Annotated in this window: 9 protein-coding genes; all 9 read right to left on the bottom strand. The window is 50.1% G+C overall.

The features are described 5' to 3' along the window. Nucleotides 1–35: 35 nt before the first annotated feature. Entirely contained in the window at nt 36–1304 is a 1269-nt protein-coding gene (locus tag GJT30_03580; protein ID MSM38690.1) for a hypothetical protein, read from the bottom strand. Then, nucleotides 1301–2746: a hypothetical protein gene (locus GJT30_03575; protein ID MSM38689.1), complete on the bottom strand. Its 1446-nt coding sequence runs from the start codon at nt 2744–2746 to the stop codon at nt 1301–1303. Before GJT30_03575 ends, GJT30_03580 begins: the two co-directional genes overlap by 4 nt. After that, the gene (locus tag GJT30_03570) at nt 2747–3580 is read right to left on the bottom strand and encodes a hypothetical protein (protein ID MSM38688.1); all 834 of its coding nucleotides are present in this window, start codon (nt 3578–3580) and stop codon (nt 2747–2749) included. A gap of 27 nt (nt 3581–3607) precedes the next feature. Then, nucleotides 3608–4783 carry a restriction endonuclease subunit S gene (locus GJT30_03565; GenBank protein ID MSM38687.1) on the bottom strand — a complete coding sequence of 392 codons (1176 nt, stop codon included), beginning with the start codon at nt 4781–4783 and terminating at the stop codon, nt 3608–3610. After that, the gene (locus tag GJT30_03560; GenBank protein MSM38686.1) at nt 4780–6336 is read right to left on the bottom strand and encodes an N-6 DNA methylase; all 1557 of its coding nucleotides are present in this window, start codon (nt 6334–6336) and stop codon (nt 4780–4782) included. The genes GJT30_03565 and GJT30_03560 overlap by 4 nt, the downstream gene beginning before the upstream one ends. A gap of 198 nt (nt 6337–6534) precedes the next feature. After that, entirely contained in the window at nt 6535–8103 is a 1569-nt protein-coding gene (locus GJT30_03555; protein MSM38685.1) for a hypothetical protein, read from the bottom strand. Nucleotides 8104–8195: 92 nt separating this feature from the next. Next, on the bottom strand, nt 8196–9578 hold the full coding sequence (locus GJT30_03550) for a hypothetical protein (protein MSM38684.1): 1383 nt from the start codon (nt 9576–9578) through the stop codon (nt 8196–8198). A gap of 391 nt (nt 9579–9969) precedes the next feature. Continuing rightward, the gene (locus tag GJT30_03545) at nt 9970–12816 is read right to left on the bottom strand and encodes a DUF4365 domain-containing protein (protein MSM38683.1); all 2847 of its coding nucleotides are present in this window, start codon (nt 12814–12816) and stop codon (nt 9970–9972) included. A gap of 241 nt (nt 12817–13057) precedes the next feature. After that, nucleotides 13058–15436 (bottom strand): DEAD/DEAH box helicase, encoded by a 2379-nt coding sequence (locus tag GJT30_03540; GenBank protein ID MSM38682.1) that lies wholly within the window; start codon nt 15434–15436, stop codon nt 13058–13060. Between the last annotated feature and the right edge of the window lie 551 nt (nt 15437–15987).

Below are 15987 nucleotides of genomic sequence, written 5' to 3'. Positions count from 1 at the left end.
TTCCTCCTTAGAACAGACTCCACATCTCGGACAAATCATGGCGTTGGTATTTTTGCGTTTGATCTTCCATTAGGAGATTTCTTTTCCCCCTGTGTAATAACTGATTTCGACGGCAATTGTGACGGCCGGCTCACGATCACAACATCTTCAATTCCTGGAACTTCAAGTAATGCGCGTCGAGTGATGTCGTGTTCCTGGACGCTTGCAGAGTCATCATAGATGAATACAATCAACGACTCGTAGCGCAAGTCGCGGAGATAAGGAATACAATCTTCCTGAATTTCCTTTTCGATCTTCTTAAAGTCATCCTTGCTCGTAGCAAATTTTGCCTCAATGATAAGTTTCAGCGATGGAATTCCAAAATCAGCTTTATAGGTGGAGTGACCAAGTTTTGGCAAAGCATCTTCATCGACAACATCCAGAAAATAGGAACGGAGAATCAGCCAAAGTATATCTTGCACTTCACGCTCTTGTGTAACTTGCCACCGAATTGGCTTCTGGAGTTCGTCTCCATCCCAACGCCAGCGCTTCATTGAAGCTTCAAAATTTTGAAGCACTGCAGATACATGAAAAGGCTGAGATAGCTCAGCTCCCAATGCGTGAAAAAGATTGGAAGTTACACTGGACCAGATGAATGCCGCTTGGGAGGCAGACTCAAAATGAAGATCGGTCGCCGTCCTGTACAAGATACTTTGACGCCTTTCATATAATTGCTGTTGCGAAAGCTCATTCACGTTTATTTGATGGTGTATTGCCCATTCACTGAAAGCCAGTTGGTACAGGCTACTTGAGGAATGTGGCGCGATAGGTATCTTCGTGCCGGATGCTCGATAAAACAGATATGACAGTAATGGATCGAAGTTCGACATGTTCTTCTGATTCATTTTCTCCAACACATCTCTGCACCAGAGGAGAGTCTCTGAGGCGGCGTCACCCATAGCAAGGCAACCCAAAATAATACCGAGTAACCGCGTTGGGTTACGCGCGAGGCTCAGGTGGTCACCTTTAAAGGCATCTCGTTCTCGAACGCGGCTGAGGCCGTCAAGAAGCTGATGCGTGAACTTGGAAACAGGCTGTGCCCACTGGAAATAGCCCAGAGCAGAGACGTGGTCGAGGTTTGTTGGTTTGAATTCCATATCAATCCACACCTGAGTGCATCCTACCTGCCAATCAATGCTGATAAAGGGATTGTCTTTGAGAATGTGATGAGCAAGTAGACCGTCCACTGAACCTGGCCGGTTTTGCTCAAGAACTGCATCACTTAGGCGGTCTAAACTCGGCTGAAGATAGAGGTTCTCACTCACAGAAACCACCTTCTTTCCTTCAGAGCCGTTGCAAGTGTCTCAGGGTTCCAATTTTTCACGTGGCGTAGATGGCCGAGCAGGTCTACGATCATATTAGAGTAGGAAATGGAAACTGGCAAAGTTGAAGGGTTGAATCCGCGCCATGACATGAAACTTAGATTGAAGACTTGCCGGGCGAGATAGTCCAGGCTCTTGAATGTCGAATCCTCGTGAATACTGACAAGAATAGGGTGTGGGCAGCCATGAAGGGCCGTCTTAACCTGGTAGGGACCGGAAAGCGTTAGAAGTGCAGTATTAGGACCGAGGGGCACACATTGCCCTCTTTGCGGCACCATTTTCCCCTTTGTCCCTTTGCCAAATTTTACACCGTCCGCGGAAGGCTCGAAGAGCATCCAATTATGCGAGTCACTCACATGCACGAAAGCGTATTGAACGTCGAACTCTGTGAGTGACGCTGCGAACGTTTTTACCGCCTCAGCTTCTACGTCCTTGTATTTCTTAAAACTTTGATGAAATATGAACCGTACCCGATCTTTCGCTCTCCATCCGAACCGACTACGCAACTCAGTGACCGTTTCTCGCAGGGATCGAGTAAGAGCTTCGAGGTATTCCTCTGAAGAAACTTCCTTAGTGTTATTCGAGAGAAGATACTGGCCGTCTCCACTGAAGACCGTTGTTATACCAATCACCCTCTCTCCGGCACCTCGCCTGCTGCTGGATAAACGAGCACTGCCGATTCCCATGATAATTTCGTGAGCCATATCACTGTTCGGCGCCAAGGTCCAAGGAATTCCACCAAGTTTTGCGTACATTGCGAGGCTGACATTATTCAAAACATATTCGACATCTCTCCGGCGAATTGTTTCAATTTCAATAATCTGGACGGGTACTCCCTGTGCCATCATTCTGGCTTTTGTTGTGTAGTATGGATTTGCAGAATCCGACAGAGATCGATGTTGCTCGCGAATTACAACGACAGCAAGATCCGGTTTCTCCATTAACGCTTCCAGCGAGGCATCCTTGTACGCATCCTCCAAAGCAGCCGACGTTCGTTTCACTGCATGAAACGTAAAAGCACAGCCATTTAAGTGATATTTGCGTTCGAAGCCTTTCCTGAAAGGTGCTTTCTCGTTAGTCGAGTTGATGCCCTCCTTAAGTTTTCGAAGAAACTGCCCAGTTTCTCCGACAAATTCTTCAGGGCACACCACCGCAATTTTGGCATGTTTGTGGGGGAAAGATTCAGCATCGTAGGGGCCATGAAGATCAATCTGCTTGTCAACTGGCCAGGGGACAGTGATCGAGCCACCAGGTCGAAGAACGCAATTAGGCGTATTGAAAGTATGAGAAAATCCAGCGTCTGCGCCCTTTTTGCATTCATGGGGCTTCCCAAGGATATGAATATTCAGGTCTGCACAGCAGGTAATGGGAGACTTCTGCTCCAACTAAGTGCCCAGTTTGTTCAGTCGCTGAACTTGGTGCTCTGCGCCCATTACTTTGAATGTTTCCTCAAGTAGCGCGCCATTGAAAGCGTTGTACCCATCGCCAAGAACGGCTCTGCCAACGACTTCGACATTTGTTCGGCTTCCTTCGAGATAGCAGCTGTCCAGCGGAGCTTCATCAACATCCGAATCAGAAAGGATCGCAACCCCGTTTCTAATCTGTTCGATACGTCCGAGATATCTGCGATCAAACGACGTGAGGATCTCCCCATCGTTTCGCATTTGTACTGCATAGAGGCCCGTCAGAGGAATTCCCTCGGAATTGAGTTCTGCCATAGTTTTAAGAAAAGTGTATCTGATTCCGAACCCAACCAGGACGCCGCTCGTGATGTTGCCTTCATGGGGGGCAAGTGGACGAATGTCGAGGGAGTATTCTGGAAAGATGCCGAAAATGTCTTTTCGGGAACTGGAAAGGTTATGCTTCTCAAGTAGCAACGTTACAGGCCGAAAACCGATCACCGTTCCATAACCGGTTAAGGTAAAGAACCGGAAAAGAGCCGTACGCGCAAGTGCATTGGCAAGTTGGAAGTCGTCCAGGATATTGAACTGTTTTTTCTCGCCAATTAGAGAAGCGTCTTGGTTAAGCCCGATACAGGCTATGGCGTTTTCAATAGGGTGAAAAAAATGGGTTGCTCCATACTGTTGGCGAAGCTCACGAAGTTTTATTGAGAGCGTACTATCCTTCGCAGTGTGTTCTTTCCGGTTGCCAGGAAATGAAAGGATGCCGCCACTGAATTTGTCTGATGAAAAGTGAAGTGGCAAATAATTTAAATTCACAGTAGCGTCTCCTTAATCACATTCGGCTTACTTCTCAGACAAAAAATCAAACAGCTTTCCCTGAAATGCCTTATCCAAAATCGACGGCAGCATGGCATCAAGTTCGGCGGAGGTTTCAGCCTGAAACTGCTTAAGAGAATTGACCTTTAGCATAACCTGACGCAGGCGAAGCTGCGTCTGCATTGATGGCAATGGCATTTTGTAGGCAAGAAAATCTTTAGGATTGAGCCGTCGTCTTCGAACGTTAGTACCGGTACTTTCGCCCGCAACCTTCGGCCAGACAGAAGGTGTCCGGAAATATACATCCAGAATTTCCGGCAATACCCGTTCTTCGATTACCTCAAAAATCGGGAATTCGGGAGAGACAAAAAGACCATCACACTCTGTTGGAACTACACCAAACGCCCCTTCCCACGCCATCAATTTGGGATATACAAAATTCCCAACCTTCAACTGACCGAGCTGTTTATACGCGAAATCCGTTCCCGATTTCATTTGGCCGCGGAAAACTCCTCTACCAAAGCAGTAAACACCGGCGAAGTGGTACGTCTGGTCAGCTTTCACCTGCACATCGTGTCCCCTTTGTTTTACAAGCTCGTACATGGGGGTAGGAACTGCTGTTGAATCTCCGAACACGATTGAACGACAAAGAGCTTCCGCCTCCTCAACCGCCTGTCGCCTGAGCCCCCGCGCCTCCTTGATCTTCGCTGACAATTCCTCAATCCTCGCAACAATCCACTGCTGTTCGGCCAACGGGGGAAGAGGTATTTTTATGCTAAGTAATTTTGCTTCCTTCATTCTATTACGGCTTGTGGGTGTTGCACCTGAGCTTAACCCAAGAGATTCATTCCAGGATTTTTCTAGATTGAAGTATCGCTGCAAAAATCCAGGTTCTAACTGACTCCTGTCAATTTCAAAACATGGGAATTCATTTGAAACAAAACACCCATGCTCAAGTTTGCTGGCAATTGCAAATGATCCTTTCCAGGCAAATAATCGATTATAAACAAAGTCGCCAGCTTCTACTCTGTAAAGATTGGAGGCTTTTATCTGATTACCCATTTTGCGGTCTTTGATGTATAGACCGAGAGAATACCATCTCGCGCCAAGCAGACTATATTCAGTAGTGGCGTCAACCTTGACTTCACGCCGAACTTGTCTAAGAACCTTCCCCAACGGCATTAACGGCCATGACTTGCTCACTGAACCCCTCCTGCCAGTACTTGCCGGATTTCGCCCATAATCTCCAGTATCCGCTGTTCTTTCCGGGCAATATCCTCCACCAACCGCTCCGGCGGCAGATGCTCGAAGTCTTCTTTGCCATTGGGATTCTTGATGTCCAGGTTGTAGCCGTTTTCGATGATCCGCTCCACCGGCACCCGCCAGGCCCGCTCGTTCTCATCTCTGCTGTTCCACCACGACAGGCAATCGCCAAACTCTTCGAACTGGACTGGCTGGGTCTTGGTGTAATTTTTCCGTCCCTCCGGTAGTGGCTGCTCGTAATACCAGACTTCCCTGGTCGTACCGGAACGATCAAAGAAAAGGAGATTGGTGGGGATGCCGGTGTAGGGGGCAAAGACCCCGTTGGGGAGGCGGACGATGGTGTGGAGGTTGAACTCCTTGAGGAGCCTCTCCTTGACTCGACCGCAGATACCGTCACCGAAGAGTACACCGTTGGGAACAACCACCCCGGCCCGGCCCGGTTTCGGCTGCCGCCTGAGCTTGCGCATTATGAGCTGGAGGAAGAGGAGCGTCGTTTCCGAGGTTTGCATCTCAGCCGGGAAGTTGTTGAGGATTCCTTTTTCTTCCTCGCCGCCAAAAGGGGGATTAGTAAGGATGACGTCCACACGGTCCCGGTCGCCGATCTCATTCAAAGGAAAGCGGAGGCTGTTGTCTGGATCAATGCGGGGGTATTCCAGTCCGTGGAGCAGCAGGTTCATTTGCACCAAGAGGTAGGGGAGCGGTTTGGCCTCGCCACCATAGATACTGCTTCCCTGGAGGGTCTTGCGCTCCTCCACGGTTCGGCACTGCCTTTCCAGGTGAGAGTACGCCTCCACCAGGAAGCCGCCGGTGCCGCAAGCCGGGTCAAGGATGGTTTCACCCAATTGAGGATTGAGCACGTCTACCATGAAACGGACCACCGGCCGGGGAGTATAGAATTCACCCGCGTCGCCGGCAGCGTCGCGCATTTCCTTGAGCATGGATTCGTAGAGGTGGCTCAGGGTGTGAATCTCGTCCGATGAGGTGAAGTGGATGCCGTTCACCTTGTTGATCACGTCCCGCAACAAGTAGCCGTTGATCATCCGGTTGATGGTTCCCTTGAAGACCGTAGCCACCACATCGCGCCGGTCGCCGCCGTTGGCACCCTGGAGCCCGCGCAGATAGGCGAACAGCCCCGAACCCCGTGTTCCATCGGGACGGACAGCTTCATCGTTGTTGACAAAGGCGATCAATTCGTCGCCGGTGATGCCGTCCTCCCTAAATGCCCAGTCCCGCCAGCGGTAGGGTGAATCAATAGCCGGCCTAAATTTTTCACCGGAAAGGATTGCTTCCTCCTCCCTAATACGTTCCATGTCATCAAGGAACTTGAGGAACATAATCCAGGTGAGCATAGGCAACCGGTCGATGTCGCCGGAAAGCCCCTTGTCCTTGCGCATGATGTCGCGGGATGACTTGACGATGGAGCCCAATTGTTGGGCGGTGGTTTGCGGTTGGGTAGTTTTTGCGGTGCGGGTAGTTTTTGCGGTGCGGGTCATTGGAATCCTTTTTTGTATTGAAACGGTTTCAGGAAGTATTGATCGATAAAAGCAAAAAGCTCGCGTCTGGTTTAACTTCCCATCACGGACAAATCTGGGCACTGGCAAGAGCTAGTTTTCAGTTACGCCACCCAAGTGTAACGGGGTGCCCCCACGACCCGTCTGCCCAGGTTTTTTGGTCGGCGTCCATGGGGCTGATTAGGTCATCAGGGTAATGATGTACTGACAGTCTTTTTCAGGTACCCACTCAATAGGAACCTCTTGATTTGGCATTATGCTGCTAATGTCACCTATAAGGCGGGGTTTAACCTTTGTGAAAGTATGAATAAGGGGCGGCATGGCAATCTTTTGCCCAAAAATATCTATTTCCCGTGTAATATGTTGCTCAATTTTAATTGGCACCGCCTCTGTGACATTGGATAAATAGCTAATATTTGTTAATTGCTCGTCAGCTATTAGTACACACCTAGGATTATCATTAATATCGTCTACACTGTAAACGTTTTGACCTGTTGCCACTTTATAGATTTCCCACAACAAATCATGTACTTCTTCAGAATATTCAAAATTTGAGTTGAATTGCAGTTCAATCCCCATGTATTTCAACACCTCTTTAGCAAGGTAAATGTATCTAAAGGTGACATAAAGGTTTCTCAACCCGTCTCCAAAATTAGGGCTTTTCCCAGTAAATATCTCTCTGCCCTCGATTTCAAATTTAGTTAAGAGTTGCCATTCTTGGACTATGAGCAATTCAAAGAATTTATAGATTTTATCAAAGTATTGCATTGAACTAACTTGTTGTCCGTTCCAGCAATTGAAATCGACTATGATTGAAAAATTGAGATCTTTTAAATTGATGTCGCTATGGAGATGTGTAAACGAAAACTCTAATAAACGATTGAAAGCATAGCCCTTAAAAGAAAACGAATCTTCCCCAAGGGTTATTTCACCGACTAGATCATCTAAAATGAAAATATCGCTTTTGTCGTTGCTTACAAGCCATAACTTTTGACTGGCTGGCTTTCTCAGAGAGGGAATGATTTGAAAAACTCCTTTTTTTGCTTCTGTGAAAATTTCTTCGAGTAATTTCGAGCCGGTAATTTTGATTGCACGTGAGTCAATCTCTAACGTTTTACCATGTGCAATAAGGTCCTTGTATTTATCGGTGAACTCTTGTCCGAACTCACTATTAATGACAAGGTTGCCTTTAACATTTTCTTTCGCATAAATCGAAAAAGCCGTGTGACCCTTCTCGTATGAAGCCTTAACTTGAAATCTAGGATCAAGATTTTCGAGTGCACGAGATGATGCCACGCAAACATTTTCGATAGCATTGGGGATGAATGAAGTAGGGAGGCCGGTTAAGGCTGCTGCGACTGTGTTTATAGCATCATTTTTGTCTGGAAGTTTTTTCCCCATTTCCTCGCGAGCTAATCTTTCAGTCTCAGCCTTCCACTGATGAAGAACATCTTCTTTGTAAAGGACGGGGTCTCTATCAATGTCTGTCGAGCAGCTGGAACATAGCCATATCCCATTTTCAATATCTTTTCTTTGCTCTGACGTCATTGAAGTATTATATCTTGGACCGCCTGGAGCGGCTGCACAGATGTGCGCAGCAACTCCAATGTTATTAACCTTTTGCGGATCGGATGTCGGGCCTGTTGTTGGGACTCTACAGGCAGGATTGGAACATCTGCCAGCAACTCTTAACCGTAGTCGTGCAATGGTGTCTTGTGTGAAATCGTCTCTGTTATCGTTTGAACTCATTTTACTTCACCCTCATTAGCACTTTTATATTTTCTGACCTAACGTGGTGGGAGATCACCACCGGGCGGTTTTTGGCCCGGTGAATTTTCCGATTATACCTTGTTATCATGAACTAGTTCAGCTATCGCGGACTCAAGCACATGTATTTCTCCACGTCTCTCAAACAACAGAATGAGTTCCCTGACGCGAGCAGACTTTCTATCACCAGGCAAATCGTCGAAGTCTACACCAATAAGGAAACAGAAGTTTTTGAATTCTTCTTGATCAACAGCATGTTTTAATGTCTCAAAAAGGCGTCGTCGAGTTTCAACTGAATCAATTAGAGGTATCGAAACAGCTATTTCTGGCCAACTTCCTTCAGATGGACTTACAGGACGGCTTTCTAAAAATGCCCGGAGGCAGGATGCGGCTGCTTGTGCCGCATAGTGATGCCAATTATCATGTTTTTTTTCGTCAGCGAAATCACAAATTGCGCGGATGGTTAGAAAGCCAATTCGCTTTATTGCACTAAACGCGGCTGATGCAACACCTGCACTCTCCATCTCCACAGCTATCAGTTTCCCATGTGTTGAGCGAAGTCGATCAGCTTCTACTGAAGATGCAATTACCTTTTCACCTGACGCAATTGGTCCAAAATGGAGTTGTGGCAAAGAGTGACTTGACGTTTTTCCATCAGGTCTAGAAGGCAGTCGCATTTTCCAAGTCGAATCTCGAAGGCTCAACAAACCATCAAGTAGGCTAGGGTCTGCTTGAAACTGTTTGTTGCGGGTCGCAACACCCGTCCTGGATATTTTCCCTGGCTCATAATAGATTATGGAGTCTGAGACGACCACATCTCCGAAAAATTGTGCTTCGGGATTCAGCCCACCAGCAATTCCGTTTACAATTACAAACCGCGGACTCCAGTCTCGAATCAGATCAGCTGTCGCATGGGCTGCATCAAGGTTCCCCATCGAATGTAATAGCGTAGCAACTATTCGATACTGTCCACCTAATGCGGTTGGGATCGTCGCTGTATAGTAGGTTCTCACATCACACCCAGGCACCAATGTCCGTTTAAGTTCAGGGAAAAAATGCATGAGTGCTGCGAATTCCTTGTCCAAGGCTACTACAATTGCAAAATCAACGGATGATTCACGAACCTGTCGTGCAAAGTCCGTAGCCTGCTGGTCGTCGATTATCACTGCTGACTGAGTTAAGCGGTCAGAGACCCATGCTTCGTGCGCTGTTTTAATTTCTATAAGTTTACTTACCGTGTAGTTAACTGGATCTTGATCTATCAGGCTATGGTGAGTTGGACATAAAAGAAGAAGATTTTCATCTGCGTTGCGTTCTTCATCGTCTTGATCTGGTTGAAATCGGGGGCCACCTGGAGATGCGGCCCGAATATGACACATCTCGCCCAACAAGGCACCTGAAGCTAAATTAATAAGATGTGTTCTGCACCCAGGAAAAGCACAAATGCCACCTGACATTGCGAACAATCTTTTCACCGTCTTTTGCGATGGTTGGGTTCTATTTATCCTCATTTCAATATTTCCTTGTTAGAACTGTGTGGAGGCGCATCAGCTCGTCAGCGGCTGTGTGCCGCCGCCTTGTTGGCCATGTCCACTTTCAGATTGCAGGCATTCAAGAGCACTCTTCTCATCTGTCGATGAGTTCTCGCGTGATCAGTAGCAATCATTATCAAGCCTGGATAATTCTTTGCTTCTTGACCAAGTACGAGTATCAATGACTCGACCAAAGAGAAATCTTTAGTTTTATCAACCAGCTCCAAACAGGAGGTTAGCCATTCGTTTCTTATGTTGCTTTGCTTAGGAAGGCATTTGACTATTTTATAAAGGACGTAATCATGCCTGGACTGCTTCAAATTTCTAGGTTATCCTGCACTGCCCCTTCCAACTCCGCTATCTCCCCATTCCGCCGTCCATACCCGGTCTCCTCGATCAATCTCCGTGCTTCCCGCACATGTGTTTTCAATTTGGTTTGCAGGTCTGTTTTTAGCTTGGGGGTGCCCTCTTTTGCCAACCTGTCCCATGCCAACCGCGCCGATTCCAGGTGAAAGTCGGCAAGAAGCAGTTTCATTTCGCCCCATTCTGCAAGTTCCCGCACCTCTTCCAGATCGGTATGGGCCTTGGCAAAGTCGTGTATGACCCGATGCAGGTGGGCACGTGCCAGAAGGCCATGGGGTAAATTGTCCAACTGTCCGGCCGCCCGCAACCCCTCGATGGCCCGGTCCAGGTATTTCCCGGCTACGTTCAATATGTCATCATCGGTTTTTTCCTTGACCGCCTGGAGCAGGAAGGATCTGCCGATAGAGATGTTGTCAAGGGCAAGTGCGAGCAGACTCAACCCACCCTGTCTCGCCCATCCCAATGTCTTTTCCGAGCGCTTCCTCACCTCCCCATACCGCCCCCGTCTTAGCAGCAGGTCGCAGTAGCGATATCCCAGCCGCCCATAGATATAGAAATATTCCGGTTGCCTTTCCTTCAAATGGGTTTCGGCTTCGATGAACAGACTTTCGGCTTCCGAAAGACTGCCTTGTTGGTAAAGGGCATTGGCAAGGGTGGCGAGGCTTACTTCTTTCAGAGCCCCGTCACCGCTCCGTTCGGCAAATTCCACGCTCTGCCGGCCGTATTCCACGGCCCTTACCACTTCTCCCAGGGAGAGCAGGATTTCGCTGAGATTGTTAGCGTCTTTTGTAGTTTCTTCCCAATTCTTTTGCTTTACATGCGATTCCAAAGCCGCCTGCATGGGCTGGACCGACTCCCGCAGTCGGCCGACGGCAAATAGGGCATAGCCTGCGTTGTTCAAAATTTCCGCGGCCGTGCTATCATTAAGTTCCGTTACCGTGGAACGCCAAGGTTCATTGAAAAAATTGGAAAGCACGGATATCCAGGATCCAATAGCCCCGAGATGTTTCCTAATATAATAGGCATCTCCCCTTCTGATCCGTTTGGCGATAACCTCATCATGCACCTCCTGAAACCTCCCCGCCAAACACCCATGCGCCACGGCCGCAAACAGTGGCTCCATCTCTTCCAGGGTGTCCGGCAGGGTCTTTTCCGGCAGTACCCTGAAATAGTCATACAGCCGGGAATGGGCCTGCTTCCATGCTTCGGGTTTTTCATGCCTCAGCTTTTCCCCGAAATGCTCTCGCACCAGGGGATGGCAGTCCAGGGTGTCGGGGCGGTGTTCATCCTTATTGGCAAGCAGGCGCAGGTCTCTCAGATGTTGCAGGGCGAATTGCCATTGGGTGTCGGACAGGTTTTCCAGTTTGTCCGTCAGTCCTGGAATGGCCGGTGGTTCCCGGAGAACCCGGATTGCCCCACTCACGGCCGGGCGGTCGAACAGGCCCATGAGATGCAGGATACCGAGTTCCGGCGTGCCCGCAAGCCAGATGTCGTATGATGCCATCACCCGCCGGGCATGGCCGCCGTGTTTGACTTCCTCGGTCAAATCCCCAATGATGTCTCGTTTGCGGATGTCCCCCTCGTACACCACGGAAATAAACCTCCCCAGCAGGTTCAGGGCCAGGGCATGGCCGCCGAATTCCCTCACAGCGGCTTTCCGTTCATCCGGGCTTCTTTTTACGCCCAGTTTTTCCAGCAACTGGGCGCCTGCGCCTTCGGATAGGTTTTCCAGGTCAATCAGTTTCACTGTGCCGACGTCGGCGATGTCTTCCACCGCAACCCGTGTGGTGATGACGAGCAGCCCCGGATTATATTGCCGCAGTTCCCGTGTCAAGGCCTGAAGCCCCTGGTCCTTGAGCCGCCCCTGCATGGGGCCGGTGGGATACTGGATCGGTTCCAGGCCGTCCAGGATGAGCAGCGTACGGGATTCCCGGACCAGTCCGGCCAGCCGGAGGCCCCTTTCCCAGGGCGAGCCTTGAGCAGGGTTCGGGTCGCCGAACCATTCCAATGTCTGGGCGAAAAACTCGTCCGCCGACGCCTGGGTCCCTTCTTTTGCGCCCTGGCTGTAAAACGACCACCCGTACACCCGGCCGGCTCCCCGGAAATTGTCCCGGCCCATACGGTTGAGCCAGTGGTTTACCAGAGAGGTTTTGCCTACGCCGCCGAAGGCGACTAGGGTTAGGATGGTGGTGTTTGGATTTTGCCAGGCTTCATCCAGGGCTTTTAATTCCTTTTCCCGGCCGAAGAGATCTTCGCCGGTGACAGGGAGTTTGGCGAGCTGGATTTTCGGAAGCGCCGGGGGTCTTGGTGGTTCCGGCTCCGGCGTTTCCGGTTCGGATTCTTCCGTCGGACGAATGTACTTTTCGGGCTGGGTTAGCGACTCAAAAGCGTCTAATGTATGCTTTGCATTTGCAAGCGTGTTATCTTTAGGAATTTCAATCTTCCAGTATTTCCCGGTGCTCTCGACATTTTCTCTGCTTACGTGTTGCCAATGAGCTGTTTTAGTTTGAGTGTTGTAGATGACAAGCACTACAGGCATTGAATGTCCGACCCAATATGCCACATGCTTATCGTCCGTCCTGAAAATGTACGAGTCGTCTGTCTCCTCTTTAAAGAAACTGGCGCCGCTCTTGATTTGTAGAGCAATCAGTTTTCCAGTGGGGCGTTCATTCTCCACGATCTCAACGTGTGCGTCGATCCCATAGTCGTGTGTCGGTTGCTCCCGGAAAAGCCAACCTTGTTCTGAGAAGAAATGGTCTAAGGCTGATACTCCTAGGCGTTCTGTTTTCGGCAATGGCATATCTAAATCTCACTACATGGTTCGGGTTTGAATCTTAAGGAGTCCCCCTATGCCTCAGGCATGGCCCCATTGTCTACCACGTTTCCCGGTTTTACTATGTGAACGCGCGCGCATGAAACGGTGATCTTCCCAAATAGGATAATTAGCATGTGACCATTAAAAATAACTTGTACTTCAATGCAGGTATCCCATTTTAGAGCACGGGAGCTACGAAACAGATCACAATACCACAGCTCTCGTATTAAAAACCTGAGTAGAGCAGAGTTTGCAGTTCATTCACCGCTTCTCGCATCATCTCCGCCCCGCCGAAATACCCGACAATCTCTATCACGTTCCCACGCTCAGAAATAGGCGGCACCTTCAGGATATCCGGCACAACAAATTGCGCAGTACCATGCTGGGCATATTTCTCCAGAAGTTCTTCAAGAATAGATTGAGCCTCCGGGCTATAGTGATCGAAGAAGTCTTTCCTGTCTCGCTTCAGGCGTTCGGCCCGCTCACGACGGGTGCGGAGCGGTGCATTGAAGGCAAGATGGCAAAGAAGGTCGAAGGGGTCGGCCTCTGGTTGTCCAACTGCGTCAGCCAGTTCATTGAAGTTGATTCCGCGTTCCTCAAGCTGACGGATCACCTCGGCTCGCTCTTTCGGGTTGGCCCACTGCTCCCGCATCCGGATGGCGCCGGGGAAGAGGGTGCGCACCTTGTCGGCGGCATAGTCGCTGTACTTGACAACCCGCAATTGTTTGCCGTCCGCATCGAGTTCGTAGACCAGATGAGCAGCGATCTCCACTTGGCCGCCCTCGTAGTAGTACTTGCGCCGCTCCCGCTCGCCATCGTCAATGACAACCCCGGTCGGTCCGTATTCATCTTGGACGCCGCCATCTTCCACGACCGGCGCCTCTTCCGTGACCGTTGTCTCATAGGTGATGCCGGCTTCGTCGATCTTCTCCTCACTGACCAAAGCCGGATCACCGTCGAAGTCGGGGTCTGCGAAGAGCCGGGTGGCGCTGCCGGTGTAGTCAAGGATACTGAACCACAGCTTGCCGTAATCATCCCTGACCCGAGTCCCCCGGCCGATGATCTGCTTGAATTCGGACATGGTGCCGATCACCCGAGCCAAGGCGATGTTTTTGCAGGTGGGAGCATCGACGCCGGTGGTCAGCATCTGCGAAGTGGTGAGGATAACCGGGGTCTCGGTTTCCAGCTCCTGGAACCTCCCCAGGTGGCCACGGCCGATGTCCCCTTCAATGGATGTCACCCGGCAGACGTAATCCGGGTATCGGCTTACCAGATCCTTGTTGAGATTACCGAGAGCCCGGCGCATTTCGTCGGCATGTTCCTGGTCCACACAGAACACGATGGTCTTGGCAAAACGATCGCTCTTCGACAGGAAGTCAGAGAGGTGGCGAGCAATGGCCTCGGTGCGGGCCTTCAGAGCGACAACACGCTCGAAGTCCTTGGTCTGGTACTCATCGTCAGGAATCTCCCGGCCGTATCGGTCAAGGTCCCCCTTGCTGGGGCGCCACCCGGCTGCATCATAGTCGGTGATGACCCGGTGGACCCGGTAAGGAGCGAGAAAGCCGTCGTCGATCCCTTGGCGCAAGCTGTATTGATAGATCGGATTGCCGAAATAGAGGTAGGTATCCCGGTTGTCTTCACGCAACGGGGTGGCGGTCATGCCGATCTGGAAGGCCGGGGTGAAGTAGTTCAGAATCTCTCGCCAGTTGCTATCATCTCTGGCGCTTCCCCGGTGACATTCATCGACGATGATCAGGTCGAAGAAGTCCGGCTTGTACTCCTTGTAGAGTCCTGGCCGGTTTTCGTCCTTGGCCAGGGACTGATAGATGGCAAAGTACATCTCCCGGCTCTTGTTGGCCTCACCATTCTCGATCTTCCAGCGGGCGTCGCCAAAAGGGGCGAAGATCTTGTCCTTGGGGTCGTCCACCAGGATGTTCCGGTCGGCCAGGTAAAGGATCTTCGGGCGCCGGTGCTCGCCGGTGACGTTCCACCGGGCGCTCCAGAGTTTCCAGCAGATCTGGAAAGCGACCACGGTCTTGCCGGTGCCGGTCGCCATGGTGAGGAGAATCCGTTTCTTCCCTTGCAGGATAGACTGCACGGCCCGGTTGATAGCAATTTCCTGATAGTAGCGGGGGCTCTTGCCACTGTGATGATAATAGGGAGAGAGGAGACTCTTGGCTGCCTCGGGGGTGACGGCCTGGGCAATCTGAAGGCGCTGCCAGAGTTCATCAGGATTGGGAAAGGAGCCAATCTGCCGTTCCAGGCCGGTGAGATAGTCGAATTCGATGATCTCCTTGCCGTTGGTGGCATAGGCAAACTTGAGCCCAAGGATCTCGGCATATTCCTTGGCCTGCTGCAGGCCGTCGCCGGCGCACTTGTACTCGGGCTTGGCTTCCACCACCGCGAGCAGGTAATCGCGGGTATAGCGGAGCAGATAGTCGGCTCGCTTTTGTGGACGCCTCCTCACCTTGTTCCCGGCCAGCACGATCCGGCCATCGGTGAAGGTCACCTGCTCGTTGAACCGATGCGGCTCATTGTCCCAACCGGAGTCAATCAGTTTGGGGAGCACGTATTTGCGGCAGGTATCGGCTTCGTTGCTCATAATTTCCGGTTCCTTGGTGCCATTCGGTTATGGAATCACGGCAGATTAGGCGTCAGCACTTTATTGGAAAATCCTGGATTTGAGTTTGGTAACGGATTAAGTTTCAACTCGCAGAACATAACAGATTTCTTATGGTTTTGCCAGTCGTTTGACATGCATTCCTTCATTGTTTCGTCTGGATTGAACGAGAAAATATGAGGTCGGTTGCGGTGCGACAAGATAATCAACATGATTTTCAATACTGTTCGATCTTTCCTAATTTAAAGACTGCACCCACTTATCAGCATTGAGCATGACATTAAAAGCAAACCGGCCTTAGAATAATTGACATTAGCGATGTATGTGTGCGATAAGATAGCGATATTTTTATGTTTTGCGTCCATTGTTCTCATTAAAGGCAAGCGGGCAACTAAAGTTGTGTGTTGCACGGCTTCTGGAGGGATCAAATGTATTCCTGGAGTAATGCCATATAATATATGAAAGCCGCTTGGATCAGCGTTTAAGCTGATTGAGCGGCTTTTTTAGTTTTTGGAAAGGCATCACTTTTTATTTTA

It is taken from the genome of Geobacter sp. (genome assembly GCA_009684525.1).
GTDB lineage: Bacteria > Desulfobacterota > Desulfuromonadia > Geobacterales > DSM-12255 > Geoanaerobacter.
The sequence above is the reverse complement of the archived record's forward strand: the minus strand, read 5'-3'. Positions and strand labels throughout refer to the sequence as shown.